Raw genomic sequence first — 20274 nt, forward strand, 5'->3', positions numbered from 1 at the left:
GGGTGTTAACTTGTGGAAGCAACTATTCAGCCGTTAGATCGCGTTTTCCTTGAAATTGGCCCTCTAACGGTCTACTGGTATGGTGTCATTATCGGTGCAGGTGTTCTGTTGGGTCTTTATATTGCGACAAGAGAAAGCGTAAGAAGAGGCTTATCAAAAGATACATTTGTTGATCTTATTCTATTTGCTGTGCCAATAGCTATTATTTGTGCACGAATTTATTATGTATCCTTTGAATGGGGATACTATTCAAAGCATTTGAACGAAATACCTCAGATTTGGCAAGGCGGGATCGCCATTCATGGTGGCTTAATCGGAGGCGTATTAACTGCCATTGTGTATTCGAAAGTAAAAAAGATTTCATTTTGGAAGTTGGCTGATATTGCTGCGCCTAGTTTAATCCTTGGCCAAGCCATTGGGCGCTGGGGCAACTTTATGAATCAAGAGGCACATGGGGGGCCGGTTACCCGTGCTTTTTTAGAAGGGTTGCACCTTCCAAATTTTATTATTAACCAAATGTATATTAATGGTACATATTATCACCCTACGTTTTTATACGAATCATTATGGGATTTTGCCGGATTTATCCTGTTGATGGTACTTCGCCGCACCAGTCTGCGAAAAGGAGAAATTTTCTTATCTTATTTAATCTGGTACTCAGTTGGACGCTTCTTTGTAGAAGGGCTTCGCACGGATAGTTTAATGCTGACGCATACACTCAGAATCGCTCAAGTTGTTTCACTTGCACTGATTGTCATCGCCATTATTTTAATTATTATCCGCCGCGTGACGGGAATGAGTAAACAGAAATACTTAGAGAATGAAGAAGCACAATCTAAGGCGTAAATGAAGAAAAGCTACAAGGTTTAGACAAACTTGATTTGACGCAAGGGAAGGAAATGAATAATGACGATTAATACGGTTTTGTTTGATTTAGACGGTACGTTAATTGATACAAATGAATTAATTATTGCTTCGTTTACTCATACGCTTAATCACTATTATCCTGAACAATACACTCGTGAAGATATTTTACAGTTCATGGGTCCGCCTTTATACGACACGTTTGTAGAAATGGATAAAACGAAAGTAAACGAAATGATTGAGATGTATCGCACGCATAATCTAGCTAATCATGATTTGCTTGTGAAAGAATTTGAAGGCGTACTTGAAACAGTTAAATGGCTGCACGAGCAGAATTATAAATTAGGTATTGTCACAACTAAGCAAAGAAATACGGTCATGATGGGGCTTAAGTTAACAAAGTTAGATCAGTTCTTTGATACGATTGTCGCAATTGAAGACGTAACAAATGCAAAGCCGCATCCTGAGCCGGTCGAAAAAGCGCTGAATCTGCTTGATGCTAAACCTGAAGAAGCGCTGATGGTAGGAGATAACCATCACGATATCGTTTCCGGCCAAAGAGCTTACACGAAAACAGCTGGAGTTGCTTGGAGTGCAAAAGGAAGAGATCATATCGCTTCTTATAACCCTGATATTATTTTAGAAAATATGACGGATTTAATTGATATATTAAAAGGAGAACGTCAGTGAGAAAAACAACGCGCTATCCGGTTAAAGGAGCTAACTCCCTTTGGCATGTCTATAAGACCGTGCCTTTTTGGAAAGTAGTGCGCAACTTCCTCATCATTCAATGCGCTCGTTATACGCCTTTTCTTTCGATGAAAAACTGGCTGTATAAAGCGTGCTTAGGGATGAAAGTAGGACCTCAAACATCCTTTGCCCTTATGGTGATGCTCGATATTATGTTTCCTGAAAAAATACAAGTAGGACGCAATACGGTCATTGGATACAATACCACTATTCTCGCTCATGAATATCTGATAACGGAATATCGTCTTGGAGATGTCATCATTGGGGATGAAGTGATGATTGGAGCAAATAGCACCATCCTTCCAGGTGTAACAATCGGCAACGAAGCGGTTGTAGCGGCTGGAACGGTGGTTCATAAAGATGTAGCACCCGGTTTCTTTGTTGGAGGTAACCCTATGCGTGTCATCTATACAAAAGAAGAAATGGAAAAGCGCAGGGAAGCAGAACCTAAAGCCACAACTTAGCAAGAACTAAGCTGTGGTTTTTTTTGTAAATTTGAACAGCTGGCGGTTGACGGCTGACTTTATCGGGTGTAAACTATCAATAACTTTAATTTGTTATTTCGCTAATACATTAGCGCGATAAAGTAAAATCAACCTATCAATGGTTCCTTAATAGATAAAATCAAGCTTAAAGGACGTGTCAGAATGTCAAAGTTATTTATGTTTGAAAAACCCCTTGGAATGAGAGATACCCTGCCAGCTCTTTTTGAAAGAAAAAAACAAGTTCGCAGTCAGCTGGCAGATGAAATCAGCAGCTGGGGCTATCAATATATGGCAACACCTACTGTGGAATACTACGAGACGGTAGGAAGCGCATCAGCTATTTTAGATCAACAATTGTTTAAACTTTTAGATAAAGAAGGGCATACGCTTGTGCTGCGACCGGATGTAACAACGCCATTTGCACGTGTGGCCGCTTCAAAACTTTTAAATAATTCTCCTTTGCGCTTAGCTTATGAAGCAAATGTATTCCGAGCTCAGCAGCGTGAGGGTGGCCGCCCGGCGGAGTTTGAACAAATAGGCGTTGAGCTAATTGGAGACGCTACGATGAGCAGCGATGCTGAAGTCATTGCTCTCATGATCGGCGCATTAAAAAGAGCGGGACTTAAATCATTTAAAGTCGCAATTGGCCACATCGGGTTCGTTAATTCGCTTTTTTTAGAGATTGTCGGAAATGAAGAACGTGCTAACGTGCTTCGCCGCTTTTTATATGAGAAAAATTACGTGGGTTATCGTAATCATGTAAAAGATTTGAATCTATCTTCTATCGATAAACAGCGTCTCCTTCAGCTGCTTAACCTGCGTGGAGATGAAAAGAAGATTGAAGAAGCGGTTGAACTCGTTGAAAACGAAGCTGGGCAAAAAGCAGCCGGTGATTTGAAAAAGCTATGGAATATGCTTGATGCGTACGGTGTAACGGATGAAATTAAAATTGATTTTAACTTAGTCAGTCATATGAGCTATTACACAGGTATTTTATTTGAAGTTTTTGCTGAAAACGTTGGTTTCCATATCGGTAATGGAGGACGTTATGACCAGCTTCTTGAAAAATTCGCGTCTAAAACACCAGCTACAGGATTTGGAATTCAGCTCGACCGCTTAATTGAAGCGCTGGGCGAAGAAGTATATGAGCCTTCAGTAGTATACGGCATATTATATAGTCAAGAGCGTTTAGATGAGGCATTAGCTTTAGCTGCTGAACAGCGCAAGCAAGGATACCGGGTAGTGACTCAGGAAATTGCGGGCGTTGATGATGTTGATGTATTTACTGCACAGTTTGAAGAAGTCACGTTTCTAATTGGAAAACGAGGCAAGGGGGGACAATAATGAGTGAACTATTAACAATTGCAATGCCAAAAGGACGTATTTTTGAAGAAGCAGCTGAACTTTTGCGTCAAGCAGACTTTCAATTGCCGCCAGAATTTGACGATTCGCGCAAGCTGATTGTAGACATTCCTGAAGAGAACATGCGCTTTATTTTAGCGAAACCAATGGACGTTACTACTTATGTAGAATACGGAGTAGCGGATCTTGGTATTGCAGGCAAAGACGTAATGTTAGAAGAAGAACGAGATGTCTATGAGCTGTTGGATTTAAATATTAGTAAATGTCATCTGGCCGTTGCCGGCTTGCCTAATGCTAAAAAATCAGAAATTGCTCAAAAAGTGGCAACCAAATATCCAAATGTAGCATCTACTTATTTCAGGGAGCAAGGAGAGCAAGTAGAGATTATTAAATTGAATGGTTCGATTGAATTAGCGCCTTTAATCGGCCTTGCTGATCGGATTGTTGATATTGTATCAACAGGACAAACACTAAAAGAGAACGGACTTGTTGAATTGGAGCACATTGAAGATATTACATCGCGTTTGATTGTGAACCCTGTAAGCTATCGTTTAAAAGACGAACGAATTGATGATTTAGTGAATCGTTTAGCCCAAGTGGTTCAACCTGTATAAAAGAGGTGACATACATTGAAAATTACACGTGTAACAGAACAAGTGAGCTTAAAGCGTACGATTGATCAAGGGACGAGTGCCCAAAGAGAAATTGTCGTAAATATTTTAAAGCAAGTGCAAGAGCAAAAAGACGAAGCTTTAAAAAGATATACAGCCCAATTTGACGGCGTTGAGCTTTCTTCTTTGCTTGTGACAGAACAAGAAAAGAAGCGTGCTTATGAGCTGGTTGATGCAGATATGCTGTCAATCATTCGTGAAGCTGCTGACAACATTCGTGATTACCACGAAAGAATGGTCGAGCAGTCTTGGATGACAACAAAAGAAGACGGCACCATTTTAGGGCAGAAAGTAACGCCTTTAGATGCAGTAGGTGTTTATGTACCGGGAGGTCTTGCAGCGTATCCTTCTTCCGTTTTAATGAATGTCATTCCTGCTCAAGTGGCAGGTGTAAAACGTATCGTGATGGTTTCACCTCCAGGAAAAGACGGCGCGCTTCCTGCTGGAGTAGTTGTAGCAGCGAGTGAGCTAGGGGTCGAAGAGATTTATAAAGTAGGGGGAGCTCAGGCAGTAGGAGCACTTGCCTATGGAACAGAAACAATTCAACCCGTCGATAAAATTGTAGGGCCTGGTAATATCTTTGTTGCATTGGCGAAGAGAGAAGTATATGGCTTAGTAGACATTGACTCAATTGCTGGACCTAGTGAAATTGTCGTACTAGCAGACGATACGGCTAAGCCGAACGAAGTGGCCGCTGATTTATTGTCTCAAGCAGAACATGACAAATTAGCTTCAAGTATTTTAGTTACGCCTTCTATGAAGTTAGCCGAAGCTGTTAAAGAAGAAGTGGAAAGGCAAGTAGAATCTTTACCACGTAAAGAAATTGCCAAACCTTCTATTGATAACCATGGCGCTATTTATGTGACCGGGTCATTAGAAGAAGCGGTTGAAGCTGTGAATCAATTAGCCCCTGAGCATTTAGAAATTATGACTGAAAGTCCGCTTGAACTTTTAGGTTCCATTCGTCATGCCGGTGCTATTTTTCTAGGAAGATACAGTTCAGAACCTGTTGGCGATTATTTCGCTGGACCAAACCATGTTCTTCCAACCAATGGGACAGCAAAATTCTCAAGTCCTTTATCAGTTGATTCATTTGTGAAGAAGTCTAGTATTATTTCATACAGCCAACAAGCCCTGCAGAAAAATGTCTCAAAAATCGCAGCGTTTGCTCGTTTAGAAGGGCTAGAAGCTCATGCAAGGGCGGTTGAAGAACGCTTTAAAAAATAAGGCGGAGATTAAAAAAAGAGTAGAAATGTTCTTTTCTTTACTTATTACATGCACAGTTGAAAGGAGTTTCACAATGAGAGAGTCAAGTATTAAACGTACAACAAACGAAACGGATATTGCATTAGCGATTGGAATCGATGGAGAAGGAAAAGCGAACATTGATACAGGCGTTCCTTTTTTAAATCATATGCTCGATTTATTTACAAAACACGGACAGTTTAACCTTGATGTAAAAGCAGATGGAGACACGGAGATTGATGATCACCATACAACGGAAGATATCGGTATTTGCCTTGGTCAAACGTTCAAAGAAGCGCTCGGTGATAAAAAAGGAATTAAACGCTATGGAAATGCGTTTGTACCAATGGATGACGCGTTAGCCCAAGTCGTAGTAGATTTAAGCAATCGTCCTCATTTTGAATTTAAAGGTGACATTCCCGCTTCGCGCGTCGGTACATTTGATACAGAGCTTGTATATGAATTTTTATGGAAATTTGCATTAGAATCTCGCATGAATGTACATGTAATCGTACACTACGGTAAAAATACGCACCACATTATTGAAGCGGTATTTAAGGCATTAGCACGTGCTTTGGACGAAGCGACAACGATTGATCCGCGTGTCAAAGGTGTGCCTTCGACGAAAGGGATGTTGTAAATGATTGGCATTATTGACTATGGGATGGGAAACTTATACAGCGTAAGTAAAGCTCTTGAACGATTAAACTATGACTATATCATCTCCGCAGATCCTGCAGAACTAAGAAAGGCAAAAGGGCTGATTCTTCCTGGAGTTGGAGCATTCAAAGATGCGATGGAACAGCTGAATCAAACAAAGCTGACGGACTTTATTAAAGAAGAAGTAGAAAAAGGAATGCCTTTGCTTGGAATTTGTTTAGGTATGCAGCTTTTATTTGAAGAAAGCGATGAGAACGGTGTAACAAAAGGGCTGGAACTGTTAAAAGGGAGAGTCGAGCGTATTCCCGGCATTACTGCGGAAGGACAGACATATAAAGTTCCGCATATGGGCTGGAACTCTTTAGATTTTCATCAGCAGTCCGCTCTGCTTGATGGAATCAGTGCAGGTCACGTGTACTTTGTTCACTCTTATTACGTAAAAACAAACGACCAAGACGTGCTTTTAGCAACAAGTCCTTATGATGTTGAAGTTCCAGCAGTTGTTGGAAAAGAACACGTATTTGGCACTCAATTCCACCCTGAAAAAAGCAGTGCAATCGGAATGCAAATGCTTCAAAATTATGCAAACTTCGTAGAGAAAAGGAGCCCATCGTATGAGCAAATTTGAAATATATCCAGCCATTGATATGCGCGGAGGGAAGTGCGTCCGTTTGCTTCAAGGAGATTACACAAAAGAAACGGTGTACGGAGACTCTCCGGTAGATATGGCCACACAATTCGCAAGTGAAGGCGCTCAGTGGATTCACATGGTTGATTTAGACGGCGCAAAAGCGGCTAAGCGCGTGAATGATGAATTTGTGCTAGGCGTGAAAAAGAAATTAAATGTACGTGTGCAAATTGGAGGAGGCATTCGCTCAGAAGCTGACGTTGCTTACTATTTAGAAAACGGAATTGACCGCATTATTTTAGGAAGTGCAGCTATTTCAAATCCTGAATTTGTGAAAAAAATGTTGAAGGAATATGGTGCGCGTATTGCTATTGGTATTGATGCACGTGATGGCTATGTTGCGACGGAAGGCTGGGTGGAAACATCTACAATCAAAGCGACAGAACTAGGAAAAGAATTGGCTAATGCTGGTGCGGAAACATTTATTTTCACGGATATTTCTACAGATGGTATGCTGTCTGGTCCTAATGTGGAAGGAATTGTTGAAATGGCTAAGGCTACTGGAAAAGGTGTGATTGCATCAGGGGGAGTTAGTAAGCTTGCTGATCTAGATGCACTAAAGAAATATGAAGCTGACGGCGTTATTGGTGCGATTGTAGGGAAAGCACTTTATACAAATAAGTTTACAGTAGCTGAAGCACTTCAAGAGGTGAAAGCGTAATGATTACAAAACGAATCATTCCTTGTTTAGATGTAAAGGACGGCCGTGTGGTAAAAGGAGTTCAGTTTGTGGAACTTCGAGATGCAGGAGATCCTGTAGAGTTGGCGAAATTTTATGATGAAGAAGGCGCAGATGAATTAGTCTTTTTAGATATTTCTGCTTCTCATGAAGGACGCAAAACAATGGTACATGTTGTAGAAGAAGTAGCATCTCAGCTAGCGATTCCTTTTACGGTGGGCGGAGGAATTAATGCATTAGAAGATATGAAGAGAATGCTTCGTGCTGGTGCAGACAAAGTGTCATTAAATACAGCGGCCGTACTCAATCCAGCACTGATTACAGAAGGGTCCGACTTTTTTGGAGCTCAGTGTATTGTGGTAGCAATCGATGCTAAGTACGATGAAAGCTTACAATCATGGCGAGTCTATACACACGGAGGCCGCAATGCAACGGACTGGGAAGTAATCGACTGGGCAAGAGAAGCAGTGAAGCGCGGTGCGGGTGAGATCTTGTTAACGAGCATGGATAAAGACGGCGAAAAGTCAGGGTTTGATTTAGCGTTAACCAAAGCGGTCAGCCAAGCGGTGAGCGTTCCTGTTATTGCTTCTGGCGGCGCAGGAAATGGTCAAGATTTTGTCGATGCGTTTGAAAAAGGAGAAGCTGACGCGGCTTTGGCGGCTTCGATCTTTCACTATAAAGAAACATCTGTAAAAGAAATTAAAAGCTATGCAAAACAACAAGGAGTGAGCATTCGATGACGATTGAAAACATTAAATTCAACAGTGATGGACTTGTGCCAGCTATTGTACAAGATGCTGTGAGCAAAGAAGTTTTAACATTGGCTTATATGAACGAAGAATCACTTCAAAAATCAATTGGTACACGTGAAACATGGTTTTACAGCCGTTCTCGACAAGAGTTATGGCACAAGGGCGCAACCTCTGGGAACACACAAAAAATTGTGAGCATGGCATATGACTGTGATGCTGATTCTCTTGTTGTAAAAGTGGAGCCTCAAGGTCCTGCTTGTCATACGGGGGCTTACAGCTGTTTTAATGAAACAATTCTTGGCGAAAATAAACAAAATGATAATCGGTTTGCTATTATTAATGAGCTAGAAGAAGTGATTGCTAAGCGTGAAGCTGAAATGCCAGAAGGAGCTTATACGACGTACTTATTCGATAAAGGCGTAGATAAAATCCTCAAAAAAGTAGGAGAAGAAGCAGGTGAAGTGATTATTGCAGCAAAAAATCGTGACCATGATGAGCTGAAGTGGGAAGTTGCGGATTTACTGTACCACGTACTTGTTTTACTTCGTGAGCAAAAGCTGCCTTTGGACGATGTCCTATCAGTATTAAAGGAACGTCACTCTAGCTAATAGCTACATAGTGAAAGGAGAGAAGGAGTTGTCTCATTTTAGATAAAAGAGGCAAAACCTTCTCTTATTTGCGTCAAGAAACGACTGCTTGCAGGCTCCTTTTTTGAATAGAGGTATTAAACTTCTTGGCAAATGTGATATACTACGAACGTCGAAATTATCAACTTATTTGGAGGGCTTAATGGAAAAACACTCAAAAGTAATTCAAAAAATGGCACAAGTAATTCCATTTTCGCAAACGGGTGACTTCTATTTCGAAAAAGCGCTGCAGGCGTTTGAAGAAGAGGAGTCAGATAAAGCGCTCAAGTATTTAACGCGTGCAAACAAAGAAAATGCCCGTAATCCACAGCTTCTTACAAACGTTGGAGTAGCTTTAACGGAGCAGGGAGATTATCAAGATGCCAACGAGCTTTTTCTCCATGTGATTCATCATATGGACGATACATTAGGAAGCTGTTACTACTATATAGCCAACAGCTATGCGCATCTTGGACTGTTTGAAGAATCAAAAAAATACGCGATGTATTACATTGAGCATTTTCCAAATGGTGACCTCTTTCGATCGGCTACAGATCTGTTAGATTTACTATCAATTGATGTGGATGAAGAAGATGAAGAGCCTAAAAATCAGCTAGGCGACATGCTGATTATAAAACAAGAACAAGCAAAACGACTGCTTGAAGCAACGAATTTTGAAGAAGCAGTGGATTTGTTAACTGAAATAATTGATGAGTATCCAGAATTCTGGTCTGCATATAATAATTTAGCGTTAGCTTATTTTTATTTAAATAAAATTGATGAGGCAATGGATTTGCTGAATGAAGTATTGGAGAAAAACCCTGGAAATCTTCATGCGTTATGCAATCAGCTGATTTTCTATTATTATTGCCATAAGCATAAAGAAGTTGAGGAGCTTACAGACGGGCTTAGCCGCGTTTATCCGATGTCATTTGAACACCGCTATAAGCTTGGAGCAACATTTGCGTTGATTGGTCAATACAAACTATCATACAGATGGTTAAAAAAGCTTTATACACAAGGTTTTCAAGGAGACAACTCATTTCATTATTGGCTTTCATACGCCTCTTACTATACTGGACATGAAGCCTTCTCTAAAGAAATGTGGAAGCTGGCATTGGAAGACGTTCCTGATAAAGAAGGAGAGGAGCCTTGGCGCATCAGTCAAAAAGCTGCGAAGGTTTTTCAATCGAAAGTGGATGTTACAGCGAAAAAGAAGTGTGCAACAAACAATGTTCACGATCAGCTTTACAGCTTGTATATGGCAAAAAAGCTTCCTGAACAGCAGCGTCTGCTTCTTTTAGAAGAAATCAAATCGTCCATACATATGAGTACACTTTTGGATGAAGTATATACGTATGTATGGCAGGATAAACAACATGTGATTTTTGAGGTGGCAGATGTTATTGAACTGGAGATGGAATCGCAGACTGAAAGTGATACCCAGGATCTTTTAAGCTTTTGGTTTTATGTATATGTACAGGTATATAAACAATCCTATGATTTTCAGCATGTCAACGTAAATGCATGGGCTGCAGCCGTCACATATATATGGGCGAAAGAACAAAACCAGTCTATTACTCAAGCCGATGCGGCAAAACAATATTCCATTTCGGCTGCAACAGTTAGAAAGTACAGTAAAATTGTGAATACGTTATTAAATTGAGCAAAAAAATAGACGATAATAGGAAGAACATATTAGGATAGTGGTAACGAAATAATTATCCATAAATTTGGAATCAACTACGAAGGAATTTCCTAAAAGGAGTGTAAAGAAATGACAGAAGAAAAAATTTATGATGTCATTATTATTGGGGCAGGTCCAGCAGGTATGACTGCTGCTGTATATACATCTCGTGCAGATTTATCAACACTAATGATTGAACGCGGAATTCCAGGCGGTCAAATGGCTAATACGGAAGATGTAGAAAACTATCCAGGTTATGATCATATCCTTGGTCCTGACCTTTCTAACAAAATGTTTGAGCATGCAAAAAAATTCGGTGCGGAATATGCGTACGGTGATATTAAAGAAATCATCGACGGAGAAGAATACAAGACAGTTCGTGCAGGCAGCAAAGAATATAAAACACGTTCAGTAATCGTTGCTACTGGTGCTGAATATAAAAAATTAGGTGCGCCAGGAGAAAAAGAACTAGGCGGCCGCGGCGTATCTTATTGTGCTGTATGTGACGGTGCATTCTTTAAAGGTAAAGAGCTAGTCGTTGTAGGCGGTGGAGACTCTGCGGTTGAGGAAGGCGTATATTTAACACGCTTCGCAACAAAAGTAACAATTATTCACCGACGCGATGAGCTTCGCGCGCAGAAAATCCTACAGCAGCGTGCATTTGACAACGAAAAAGTTGATTTTATTTGGAATACAACAGTCAAAGAAGTAAATGAAAAAGACGGTAAAGTAGGCAGCGTAACGTTAGTAGACACAAAAACAGGTGAAGAGCGCGAGTTTGGTGCGGACGGCGTATTCATTTATGTTGGAATGGTTCCACTAACAAAACCATTCGAAAGCCTAAACATCACGAATAAAGAAGGATATATTGAAACGAACGAGCAAATGGAAACAAAAGTACCAGGTGTGTTCGCAGCTGGAGACGTTCGTGAAAAGGCTCTTCGTCAAATTGTAACAGCTACAGGTGATGGCAGCATTGCTGCTCAAGCGGCTCAGCACTATGTAGAAGAGTTAAAAGAAAAGTTAAAAGCTATTCAGCAATAAGGCTGAAATCAATCGTTTACAAAACGTAATTCGGTTTTAACTGTTCTGTAACACCTGTGAAACATTGATGGGGTACTATATAGATAGTAATTGACCCCCTTTTATAAAATATATGTATGTCGGGCATAGGACGTGTTCCTATGCCTCTTTTTTTTGACTATAACAGATTGAATTTACGTATATAACAGCAAGTGTTTATTTTCAGAAAATTTAGTAATAGTTAGTTCATCTCCGTTGTGAGAGAAGTTTGTTTCGTAGTATAATAAAAGAAAATGTCAGTATACATATGATGAGGTGGAAAACATGCAAAGGGTCACAAATTGTGTATTAATGAAAGACGATAAAGTATTGTTGCTTCAAAAGCCACGAAGAAACTGGTGGGTGGCCCCGGGTGGGAAAATGGAGCAAGGAGAATCTGTAAAAGACTCTGTTGTAAGAGAGTTTCGTGAAGAAACAGGAATTTATTTGAAAAATCCCACTGTAAAAGGTATTTTTACATTTACGATGAAAGAAAACGATCAAATTTCATCTGAGTGGATGATGTTTACTTTTTTTGCTACAGATTTTGATGGGACAAATGTGCTAGAATCAGAAGAAGGCAAACTCGGTTGGCATAATTTGAGTGAAGTAAGTGAATTGCCGATGGCCCCGGGAGATCATCACATTATCGATTATGTAGCAAAAGGGTCGGGTGTTATTTATGGCAACTTTACGTATACAACGGATTTCGAGTTATTATCTTATCGAATTGATCCTTGTTAATGATAAATAGACATGTATGCATAGATTGAGGGGGATGAAAAATGAGTACTGGGTCTGTAAGCGATATTCAATTAGTGATTATTACTGGAATGTCAGGTGCAGGAAAAACAGTAGCAATTCAGAGTTTTGAAGATTTAGGGTTCTTTTGTGTAGATAATTTACCCCCTACATTGCTACCGAAATTTTTGGAACTCATGAAAGAGTCAGGGAATAAAATGAATAAAGTTGCTCTTGTTATGGATTTGCGAGGCAGAGAGTTTTTTGAAAGCCTATTTGAAGCATTAGATAACATGAGTGAAACAACGTGGGTCACGCCACAAATTTTATTTTTAGATGCAAAAGATTCTGTACTGGTGACGCGCTACAAAGAAACGAGACGTTCACATCCGCTAGCTCCTTCGGGTTTACCGTTAGAAGGAATTGGTATGGAACGGGAGCTGCTTGAGGAGTTAAAAGGAAGAGCTCAGCTTATTTATGAGACATCAGAGTTAAAGCCAAGAGAGCTTAGAGAAAAGATTTTAACTCAGTTTTCTTCGCACGCTTCACAAGTTTTTACTGTTAATGTGATGTCATTTGGTTTTAAATACGGGGTGCCTATTGACGCTGATTTAGTCTTTGATGTGCGCTTTTTGCCAAACCCTCACTATATTGACCATATGCGTCCTAAAACAGGGCTTGAAGAAGAGGTTTCTTCTTACGTATTAAAATGGACGGAAACTCAAAAGTTCATTGAAAAAGTAGTAGACCTACTTTCGTTTATGCTTCCGCAGTACAAGCGAGAAGGTAAAAGCCAGCTGGTCATCGCTATAGGGTGTACAGGGGGACAGCATCGCTCCGTCACATTAGCTGAATATTTAGGTCACCATTTCCAGAATGAATACAAAACTCATATTTCTCATCGTGACATTGAGAGGAGAAAGGAAAATCATAGATGAGCAGTGAACAGCTTCCAAAAGTTGTCGTCATTGGGGGAGGAACGGGTTTACCAGTGCTGTTAAGAGGGTTGAAGGAATACCCTCTTGATCTTACAGCCATCGTAACCGTAGCAGACGACGGGGGAAGTTCTGGCCGATTGCGCGATGAACTTGAAATCCCTGCTCCTGGTGATATTCGAAATGTGCTAGCTGCTTTATCTGATGTAGAGCCACTAGTTGAAGAGCTTTTTCAACATCGATTTGATACAGGAAATGAGCTTACAGGCCATTCTCTTGGCAATTTGTTGCTTGTAGCTATGACGTCTATTACTGGCGATTTTGTGCATGCTATACGAGAAATGAGCAAAGTACTAAACGTCAGAGGGAAAGTGCTTCCGGCAGCTAATCAAAGTGTTGTGCTGCATGCGGAGATGCAAGATGGATCCATCGTAACAGGTGAATCTAAAATTCCAGAAGTTAATAAAAAAATTAATAAAGTGTTTTTATCGCCTGCCGATGTGAAACCGCTTGTCGAGACAATAAAAGCTATTCGACGCGCTGATTTAATTGTATTGGGGCCGGGAAGTCTTTATACAAGTATTTTGCCGAATTTACTGGTGCAAGATATTTGTAATGAGCTTTGTTCGACAAAAGCAAAGAAAGTGTACGTGTGCAACGTGATGACGCAGCCGGGTGAGACATTGGGTTTTAAGGCAAGTGATCATATTAAAGCGCTTTACAACCATATGCCGTGTGCGTTTTTAGATGCGATTATTGTCAATAATGCACCTATTCCGGCACCTTTAAAAAAGAAATATCAAGTAGAGCAGGCTCAGCCTGTAGAATATGACCGTGAAGTATTGCTAAAATTAGGTTTAGAAGTGATTGAAGATCAAATTATTCAGTATGACGGCAGCGTAATTAGGCATGATACAAAAAAAGTAGCAAAGCTTGTGTATTCTATGCTGACATCGCTGCAAGGTAAAGCGAATACAGGTGTTTAACACTATTTCCGTATGTAGATTGGAGGTGAAGTTATGTCATTTGCATCAGAAACAAAAAAAGAGTTAACGAATTTAGAAGTCAAGGATTGCTGTGCAAAAGCAGAGCTCTCTGCATTAATTCGAATGAATGGTTCACTTTCTTTTTCGAATAAAAAATTCACAGTTGATGTCCAAACTGAAAATGCAGCGATTGCTCGACGCATTTATGTCCTGCTTAAGAAAAATTATGATGTGTCAGTAGAACTGCTTGTACGTAAGAAAATGCGGCTGAAGAAAAACAATGTGTATATTGTTCGATTAGTAGAGAAAACAAGAATGCTTTTGGAAGACTTAAAAATTGTAGAAGAAGGATTCACGTTTACACATCGTATTTCACCAGAGCTAGTACAAAAGAAATGCTGTAAGCGATCCTACTTAAGAGGCGCATTTTTAGCCGGCGGCTCTATTAATAACCCGGAGACATCATCGTACCATCTTGAAATCTTTTCATTGTATGAAGAGCACAACGAAGCTTTATGCAATTTAATGAACGAATTTCAATTGAATAGTAAAACATTAGAACGAAAAAAAGGCTATATTAACTATTTGAAAGAAGCTGAAAAAATTACGGAGTTTCTAAATATCATTGGAGCCCATAACGCTCTTTTACGGTTTGAGGATGTAAGAATTGTCCGAGATATGCGAAATTCCGTTAATCGCTTAGTTAATTGTGAAACAGCTAACTTAAACAAAACAATCGGAGCGGCCATTCGTCAAGTGGAAAACATTCGTTATATTGATGAAACAGCTGGATTAGATATCTTACCAGAAAAGCTAAGAGAAATTGCTCGTTTGCGTGTGGAATATCAAGACGTTACGTTAAAGGAGCTTGGTGAGATGGTATCTGGAGGTCAAATTAGCAAATCAGGCATTAACCATCGATTGCGTAAAATTGACCAAATAGCAGACAAGCTTCGCGCCGGTCAGCCAGTCACATAAGGGGAATTGCAAGGGGGAGGATTTTATCATGGAAAAACAAGTAGAAGTAAAATTAAAAACGGGATTACAAGCTCGTGTTGCGGCACTATTCGTGCAAGAAGCAACTCGTTTTACATCTGATGTGTACTTGAAGAAAGATGAGAAAGTAGTCAACGCTAAAAGTATCATGGGGTTAATGAGCTTAGCGATTAATAACGGTTCTCTTATTACGCTCATTGTTGAAGGGGTAGATGAAAAAGAAGCAATGGATGCGTTAGTCGCTTACGTAGAGAACGATGCATAAAAAAGCCTTTCCCAAAGTGGGAAAGGCTTTTTTCTTATTTAGGGTCGTTTTCTAATACTTTGTCAATTAGACCGTATTCTAAAGCGCGTTCAGCAGTCATGAAATTATCACGATCTGTATCACGTTGTAGCACTTCTAACGGTTGACCTGTACGCTCGGCTAAAATTGAATTTAGTTTTTCACGTAGGAATAGAATACGTTTTGCCGCAATTTCGATTTCAGTAGCTTGTCCTTGAGCACCACCAAGAGGTTGATGAATCATTACTTCGCTGTTTGGAAGAGCAAAACGTTTGCCCTTTTCACCAGCAGCCAGTAAGAAAGCACCCATTGATGCAGCCATACCGATACAAATTGTAGAAACTTTTGGCTTAATGAATTGCATCGTATCATAGATAGCCATTCCAGCTGTAATAGAGCCACCTGGGCTGTTGATATAAAGTGAGATATCTTTTTCTGGGTCTTCAGCAGCTAAGAATAGAAGCTGAGAAACGATCGAGTTAGCTACATTATCATCAATAGCACTACCTAAAATAATAATGCGGTCTTTTAATAAACGTGAATAAATGTCATAAGCACGTTCACCACGGTTTGTTTGTTCAATAACTGTAGGAATTAAGTTCATATTAAATTCCTCCTTAACAAGAATAATTTGTTATGTACCTATAATACACGTATGGTCAATAAAGGTCAAACAAAAGAACCTCTACTACACATATTCGCTTAAAAGACTATGTATTCCTCTTTGACATTATTAAAATTTTTCCCCCTTCTAAAAAAAATAAACGTAGTATTCTATTGAAAAGAGAAGTTTTCTCTCCTATAATGGAAGTTGTGACAAATATGCCCTCGTAGTGTAGTGGATAGCACAAGAGATTCCGGTTCTCTTAGGGTGGGTTCGAATCCTGTCGAGGGCGTCTTAAAACGTTGCGGATTACGCAACGTTTTTTATTTTGAGTAAAAAGGCTCATCTTCTCAAAAAATAATATTTATTTTCCTTCTATAACCCTTTATACGCGTAAGGAAGCAAGAAATTAATTCCATTGTACCGGTTGCGGAATTTGTCAGAATACTATAAAACAGTATATAAGGAAAAGAAACACGGAGGAGGAATAAATATGAAATACATGAACAAACTTTCCATTGTCAGTGCATCGGTAGCCCTATTACTATCTGCATGCGGGACGAACGAAGATTCTGCTCAGCCGAAGTCTAATGATCAAGCAGAAAATGTTCAGCAGGATACAGCTTCTAAATCTGATCAAACATCAGGCGCTGCAAAAGAAGAGTCGAAAAAAGATGCGGATTCTGCTGAAATCTCAGCCGAACCTTCAGGAAGTCAATCATCGACTAGCGAAACGGCGGAAGGTGGACAGTCAAGGTCTTCTTCAGAAACAAAACTAACAAAAAGCCCAGAACAAGATTATTCTATTCAAGTAATGGACGGCTATAAACTAACGGGTGAAGAACCTGGAAAAGATGCGTTAGTGTTAACTTCAGATGATTCTCAATTTATGCGTATTGAAATGCTTTCATCAGAAGCATCGCTGGATGACGCTGCTCAATCTGTTAAACAAACGGCAACAGCAGTTAATAAAAATGCAGCAGAGAAAAAGAATCTTGAAGAGAATGGAATCTTCAAAGATTCTGTTTGGTATGAAGCCACATCTGGCGATCATACGGTAAACGCCGTGTTGGTTAAAGGAAAGAAACCAATGAAGCTAACCATTTTTACGAAAAATGACGCAGAAAACTTAGACAAGTTTATGCAAATGGCACAAACTATTCAATAAGCAATTCTTCTATATATTATACAAATGCAGAAAATTCGACATGACGAAGAAAACGTCATGTCGAATTAGTACTCGGATCATGTAGTAGGCGCGAATTATAATGAAAAGTTATAAAGGTGTATAGCTCTATTACTTTTTTGATGGTTAGTAACTAAAAATAGGATGAAATGCTTCGTTAACAAAGGTTGACGGAGATTTTTTGATGAAAAAATTACATATAAAAAATAGTTATATGCTCTTTGAAAGCGTTTTTATAGTAAAATAGATGAAGGGGAGGGGAGAAATAATGGAGATTGGATTATTTCAGCAGCAGTCGTTAAAACTGACGATGTCAAAAGAATTATCACAAGCTATTTCTCTTTTACAATATTCATCGATGGATATTGTAGCGTTTTTACATGAGCAGGCGCTTCAAAATCCGCTTATAGATTTTTCAGAGCTGCCCGTCAATACATCTCACAATCAAAAAAATCATGCAACTTCTGATTCAACAGATTATATGAGCAGTATACCAGCTCCTAAAGAAACGCTGTACGAACATTTAATGAATCAATCCGCATTATTAAAATTAGATGAATGTGAGCAGGCAGCCGTTGAGTTTGTTATTCATAGTCTGGATGATGCTGGCTATTTGCACGATGAGTTAATCATACTTGCTAACCAGCTTGGCCAAGATCAAGAGCAGGTTGAAAAGGCTCTTCAACTTGTGCAGCAGATGGACCCGGCAGGAGTAGGGGCGAGAAGTTTACAGGAGTGCTTAATGCTCCAATTAAAAAGAAGTAATCAATGGACAGAAAAAATAGAGCAAATTTTGACACATCACTTTGAGGAATTTGCTTATAAAAAATGGATGAAAATCTCAAAGTTATGTCAAATCTCACTTGAAGCTCTTCAACAATTACATGAACAGATTAAGAAATTAAATCCTCGTCCTGGATCATTTTATATGAAGTCCAATGAACGATTCATTGTACCGGATTTTATTGTGAAAATTGAAGATGGAAATGTCGTTGCTTATGCAAATGAGGATTTGGAACCTCGTCTTTCAGTGAACGAACAATACAAACTTCAGCTGAAAAATAAGCAGAACCAAGAAATGTTTTCTTATTTGCAAGAGAAATATCGTGAATTTCAATGGATTATGAAAAGTTTACACACACGCAAAGACACATTAAACGCATTAATGAATACTTTACTCGTTGAACAAGAAGCATTTTTTAAAAAGGGCCCTTCGTATTTGAAGCCGTTAACGATGAAGGAAGTAGCGGAACAAACCTCTGTGCATGAATCAACGATTAGCCGTGCTACTCGGCACAAATATATTCAAACACCTTTTGGCACCTTTTCAATGAAATCTTTTTTCTCAACTAGTATTCAACTGGGCAACAACGAAGCGACTTCTACAACTCACGTAAAAGAACTGCTTAAAAAGCTAGTATCAGAAGAAAACAAACAGCGTCCGCTTTCAGATCAGCAGTTGGCTAACGTCTTGCAAAGCAATTATAACGTTACTATTTCAAGAAGAACGGTAGCCAAATATCGAGACCAATTAAACGTTCTACCATCCAGTCAACGAAAACTTTTTGTCACGCAGTAAAGGAGTGGGAATGTGGAAGTCGTACTATATACCAAAAATGGCTGTCATTTATGCGATGATGCAAAGAAGCTGCTTGCAGAGATGCAGTCTGAGTTTCCCTTTCAGCTTATGGCACGAGATATTTACAAAAACGATGAGTGGTTGGAAAAGTATCACCTTGCGATTCCTGTAGTAGAAATGGATGGAGAAGAAGTGGAATATGGAAAAATAACAGGTATTCCATTAAGAAAACGCTTACTTTTAAAAATAGGCAACACATGAGTTGAATAAAGGATTCACTCCTGTTAGAATAGATTTTGTAGCAGGGTGAATTTTTTTTGCGCAAGGTGGGACATAATATGTCTATATGGGACAAAATATGTCCAGTAAGTTTATGCCTTAAGGGGATTTTAACATGCGTTCTTTAATAGAAGTACAACGAAAATTATTACCTGAACTTCTCTCAGTTATGCAAAAGCGCTATCAAATCTTGCAATACATACGTTTAATGCAGCCGATTGGCCGCAGAAACTTAGCTGTAAGCCTTGGGCTAACAGAGCGTGTGTTACGAAGCGAAGTAACATTCTTAAAAGAACAAGATTTGATTGACATTTACCCTAGTGGGATGACGCTTACAAACGAGGGAGAACTACTTCTAGCTGAGTTAGAAGAAGTAATGAAGGAAGTTTCAGGACTTCGATTATTGGAAACAACATTAAAAGAGGCGTTTTCTTTATCAGAAGTTGTTGTTGTATCTGGAGATAGTGATCAGTCTCCTTGGGTCAAAAATGAAATGGGTCGAGCATCTGTTTCGTGTATCAAGGAGCGCCTTGTTGGTGAAAAAAATACCGTTGCTGTTACAGGTGGTACAACGCTTGCCGCCGTTGCCGAAATGATGACACCTGATTCAAAACACCCTGATGTACTTTTTGTACCTGCTCGCGGAGGGTTAGGTGAAAATGTACAAAACCAAGCAAACACGATTTGTGCTAAGATGGCTGAAAAGTCCATGAGTCACTATCGCTTGCTTCATGTTCCAGATCAGCTTAGTGATGAAGCATACCGATCCATTATCGGTGAGCCATCTATTAAAGACATGCTTCATTTAATCAAGTCCGCTGGTATGGTTGTTCACGGAATAGGAGACGCTATGACAATGGCAGAACGCCGTAAAACACCACAAGCTGACTTAGAAAAAGTGAAAAATGGACATGCTGTAGGTGAGGCATTTGGATACTATTTTAATCATCAAGGCGAAGTTGTTCATAAAGTTAAAACAGTTGGCATACAACTCGATGATTTAAAGAACAATAAATGTGTTATTGCTGTTGCAGGAGGTTCATCAAAAGCAAAGGCAATTAAAGCGTTTATGCAACAAGCGCATGATTCGATTCTCATTACAGATGAAGGCGCCGCAAAAGAGTTAGTAAGGGATTTTAATTAATCCCTCATAT

At 39.5% G+C, this 20274-nt stretch carries 23 protein-coding genes and 1 tRNA gene; 23 read left to right on the plus strand and 1 reads right to left on the minus strand.

Annotation, left to right across the window (positions count from 1 at the left end; translation table 11 throughout):
- Window positions 1–12: 12 nt before the first annotated feature.
- The 18 genes from lgt to ACRPLQ_RS20750 all read left to right on the plus strand — a co-directional run bounded on the left by lgt (window position 13) and on the right by ACRPLQ_RS20750 (window position 15454).
- On the plus strand, window positions 13–846 hold the full coding sequence (lgt, locus tag ACRPLQ_RS20665; protein ID WP_028412041.1) for a prolipoprotein diacylglyceryl transferase: 834 nt from the start codon (window positions 13–15) through the stop codon (window positions 844–846).
- 60 nt (window positions 847–906) lie between these two features.
- Entirely contained in the window at window positions 907–1554 is a 648-nt protein-coding gene (gene ppaX, locus ACRPLQ_RS20670; RefSeq protein ID WP_033580418.1) for a pyrophosphatase PpaX, read from the plus strand.
- Window positions 1551–2078: an acyltransferase gene (locus ACRPLQ_RS20675; RefSeq protein ID WP_013059723.1), complete on the plus strand. Its 528-nt coding sequence runs from the start codon at window positions 1551–1553 to the stop codon at window positions 2076–2078. The genes ppaX and ACRPLQ_RS20675 overlap by 4 nt, the downstream gene beginning before the upstream one ends.
- A 183-nt stretch (window positions 2079–2261) precedes the next feature.
- The gene (locus ACRPLQ_RS20680) at window positions 2262–3443 is read left to right on the plus strand and encodes an ATP phosphoribosyltransferase regulatory subunit (RefSeq protein ID WP_028412043.1); all 1182 of its coding nucleotides are present in this window, start codon (window positions 2262–2264) and stop codon (window positions 3441–3443) included.
- Window positions 3443–4075: an ATP phosphoribosyltransferase gene (gene hisG / locus ACRPLQ_RS20685; RefSeq protein ID WP_013059721.1), complete on the plus strand. Its 633-nt coding sequence runs from the start codon at window positions 3443–3445 to the stop codon at window positions 4073–4075. The genes ACRPLQ_RS20680 and hisG overlap by 1 nt, the downstream gene beginning before the upstream one ends.
- Before the next feature lie 15 nt (window positions 4076–4090).
- A complete protein-coding gene (gene hisD / locus ACRPLQ_RS20690) occupies window positions 4091–5359 on the plus strand; it encodes a histidinol dehydrogenase (protein WP_028412044.1) in 1269 nt (422 codons plus the stop codon).
- A 73-nt stretch (window positions 5360–5432) separates the two neighbouring features.
- The gene (hisB, locus tag ACRPLQ_RS20695; protein WP_013059719.1) at window positions 5433–6017 is read left to right on the plus strand and encodes an imidazoleglycerol-phosphate dehydratase HisB; all 585 of its coding nucleotides are present in this window, start codon (window positions 5433–5435) and stop codon (window positions 6015–6017) included.
- On the plus strand, window positions 6018–6665 hold the full coding sequence (gene hisH / locus ACRPLQ_RS20700) for an imidazole glycerol phosphate synthase subunit HisH (protein ID WP_034264272.1): 648 nt from the start codon (window positions 6018–6020) through the stop codon (window positions 6663–6665).
- A complete protein-coding gene (hisA, locus tag ACRPLQ_RS20705) occupies window positions 6652–7386 on the plus strand; it encodes a 1-(5-phosphoribosyl)-5-[(5-phosphoribosylamino)methylideneamino]imidazole-4-carboxamide isomerase (protein WP_325077790.1) in 735 nt (244 codons plus the stop codon). The genes hisH and hisA overlap by 14 nt, the downstream gene beginning before the upstream one ends.
- Window positions 7386–8144, plus strand: coding sequence for an imidazole glycerol phosphate synthase subunit HisF (gene hisF, locus ACRPLQ_RS20710; protein WP_025752585.1), 759 nt, complete (start codon window positions 7386–7388; stop codon window positions 8142–8144). The genes hisA and hisF overlap by 1 nt, the downstream gene beginning before the upstream one ends.
- A complete protein-coding gene (gene hisIE / locus ACRPLQ_RS20715) occupies window positions 8141–8764 on the plus strand; it encodes a bifunctional phosphoribosyl-AMP cyclohydrolase/phosphoribosyl-ATP diphosphatase HisIE (protein ID WP_432236263.1) in 624 nt (207 codons plus the stop codon). Before hisF ends, hisIE begins: the two co-directional genes overlap by 4 nt.
- A gap of 181 nt (window positions 8765–8945) precedes the next feature.
- A complete protein-coding gene (locus ACRPLQ_RS20720) occupies window positions 8946–10448 on the plus strand; it encodes a tetratricopeptide repeat protein (RefSeq protein WP_099000234.1) in 1503 nt (500 codons plus the stop codon).
- A 111-nt stretch (window positions 10449–10559) separates the two neighbouring features.
- Window positions 10560–11513 carry a thioredoxin-disulfide reductase gene (gene trxB, locus ACRPLQ_RS20725; RefSeq protein ID WP_013059713.1) on the plus strand — a complete coding sequence of 318 codons (954 nt, stop codon included), beginning with the start codon at window positions 10560–10562 and terminating at the stop codon, window positions 11511–11513.
- 303 nt (window positions 11514–11816) lie between these two features.
- Window positions 11817–12275 (plus strand): 8-oxo-dGTP diphosphatase, encoded by a 459-nt coding sequence (locus tag ACRPLQ_RS20730; protein ID WP_013059712.1) that lies wholly within the window; start codon window positions 11817–11819, stop codon window positions 12273–12275.
- A gap of 41 nt (window positions 12276–12316) precedes the next feature.
- Window positions 12317–13210, plus strand: a complete 894-nt coding sequence (gene rapZ / locus ACRPLQ_RS20735; protein ID WP_013059711.1) for an RNase adapter RapZ — start codon at window positions 12317–12319, stop codon at window positions 13208–13210.
- A complete protein-coding gene (locus ACRPLQ_RS20740; protein ID WP_325077789.1) occupies window positions 13207–14193 on the plus strand; it encodes a gluconeogenesis factor YvcK family protein in 987 nt (328 codons plus the stop codon). The genes rapZ and ACRPLQ_RS20740 overlap by 4 nt, the downstream gene beginning before the upstream one ends.
- Before the next feature lie 33 nt (window positions 14194–14226).
- Complete coding sequence (gene whiA / locus ACRPLQ_RS20745; RefSeq protein ID WP_013085390.1) at window positions 14227–15171, plus strand: DNA-binding protein WhiA; 945 nt, start codon at window positions 14227–14229, stop codon at window positions 15169–15171.
- Between the two features lie 28 nt (window positions 15172–15199).
- Window positions 15200–15454 (plus strand): HPr family phosphocarrier protein, encoded by a 255-nt coding sequence (locus ACRPLQ_RS20750; RefSeq protein WP_013059708.1) that lies wholly within the window; start codon window positions 15200–15202, stop codon window positions 15452–15454.
- A gap of 34 nt (window positions 15455–15488) precedes the next feature.
- On the opposite strand, the gene clpP is transcribed toward ACRPLQ_RS20750, so the two are convergent.
- On the minus strand, window positions 15489–16076 hold the full coding sequence (clpP, locus tag ACRPLQ_RS20755) for an ATP-dependent Clp endopeptidase proteolytic subunit ClpP (protein WP_013059707.1): 588 nt from the start codon (window positions 16074–16076) through the stop codon (window positions 15489–15491).
- A 220-nt stretch (window positions 16077–16296) separates the two neighbouring features.
- Here clpP and ACRPLQ_RS20760 point away from each other — a divergent pair.
- From ACRPLQ_RS20760 to ACRPLQ_RS20780, 5 genes are all read left to right on the plus strand, one after another.
- Window positions 16297–16368, plus strand: a tRNA-Arg gene (locus ACRPLQ_RS20760).
- Between the two features lie 201 nt (window positions 16369–16569).
- Entirely contained in the window at window positions 16570–17244 is a 675-nt protein-coding gene (locus tag ACRPLQ_RS20765) for a hypothetical protein (RefSeq protein WP_165635050.1), read from the plus strand.
- Between the two features lie 286 nt (window positions 17245–17530).
- Window positions 17531–18841 carry an RNA polymerase factor sigma-54 gene (gene rpoN / locus ACRPLQ_RS20770; RefSeq protein WP_028412050.1) on the plus strand — a complete coding sequence of 437 codons (1311 nt, stop codon included), beginning with the start codon at window positions 17531–17533 and terminating at the stop codon, window positions 18839–18841.
- A gap of 12 nt (window positions 18842–18853) precedes the next feature.
- Window positions 18854–19102: a glutaredoxin family protein gene (locus tag ACRPLQ_RS20775; protein WP_165635049.1), complete on the plus strand. Its 249-nt coding sequence runs from the start codon at window positions 18854–18856 to the stop codon at window positions 19100–19102.
- Window positions 19103–19235: 133 nt separating this feature from the next.
- Window positions 19236–20264, plus strand: a complete 1029-nt coding sequence (locus ACRPLQ_RS20780; RefSeq protein WP_014457838.1) for a sugar-binding transcriptional regulator — start codon at window positions 19236–19238, stop codon at window positions 20262–20264.
- Window positions 20265–20274: the final 10 nt, after the last annotated feature.

Source organism: Priestia sp. TRN 1309 (genome assembly GCF_050846875.1).
Lineage (GTDB): Bacteria > Bacillota > Bacilli > Bacillales > Bacillaceae_H > Priestia > Priestia zanthoxyli.